General features: G+C 40.5%; 1 protein-coding gene. It reads left to right on the forward strand.

Translation table 11 applies throughout. The features are described 5' to 3' along the window. Nucleotides 1-1,108, forward strand: a 1,108-nt coding sequence (locus IGI58_RS18210; protein ID WP_429955525.1) for a PriCT-2 domain-containing protein, incomplete at both ends; no start/stop codon positions are given.

A 1,108-nucleotide genomic window follows, 5' to 3' on the forward strand; every position in this document is an offset into this window, starting at 1 on the left:
ATCTGCTCTGGATTATCAGGAATGGGTAAATGTCGGAATGGCTTTAAAACAGGAAGGCTATTCCGTTGATGATTGGGACGATTGGAGCAAGAACGATAGCCGATATAAACCAGAGGAATGTTTCAGAAAATGGGAAACATTCAAAGGCACAGGTTTGCCAGTGACTGGTGCAACGATCACACAATTAGCAAAGGACAACGGATGGCAAAGCTCCTATTCTGATGATGATTCGTTTCTTGATTGGAATGATAGTTTCATCGCAACAGACGTGGACAAAGGCTATAAGCTAGTAAAAACAGATTGGGTATTAGGAAAAGAAATCAAGGAGCCAAAAAACTGGAACCCTCCACACGAGATCATCAGTTATTTAGAGGCATTGTTTGCTCCAGGGGATATTATCGGTTATGTAAATGATGGCTATTTAGATACAAAGGCAGACGGTCAAGAAAAATGGTTGCCTAGAAATGGTGTCTACACTAAAACATCCGGCGAGATCATTGATGCTTTAAGAAAGAACAACGGTGATATTGGTGCTGTGATGGGTGATCCGAATCAAGCAAGCGGTGCATGGATTCGCTTCAATCCATTGGACGGAGAAGGAACTAAAAATACTAACGTTGTTGATTTCCGTTATGCATTAGTAGAATCAGACAGTATGAAAATCGAACAGCAACATGAGATCCTTAGAGAATTAGAGTTGCCCATTGTCGCTCTGACATACTCAGGAGGAAAAAGCCTTCATGCAATTGTCAAAATCGATGCTGTTAATTATCCGCAGTACCAAGAACGTGTGGACTATCTATATAAAATAGTAGAAAAAAACGGGTTAAGAGTAGACAAACAGAATAAGAACCCTTCTAGATTGACTCGTTTACCGGGTTTTGTCAGAGGTGAAAAGAAACAGTTTCTTATAGCAAAAAATATCGGTAAAGGCTCATGGGAAGAATGGCAAGAATACATTGAAGATATGAACGACAATCTACCAGATCCTGAAAGTTTGGCTGATTTATTCGATAAAGAAATCGAGTTGGCACCTGAACTGATCAAGGGAGTTCTACGGCAAGGGCATAAAATGTTGATTGCTGGTCCAAGTAAAGCCGGAAAGTCC

This window comes from Enterococcus sp. AZ020, from assembly GCF_050499205.1.
Classification (GTDB): Bacteria; Bacillota; Bacilli; order Lactobacillales; family Enterococcaceae; genus Enterococcus_L; species Enterococcus_L dunnyi.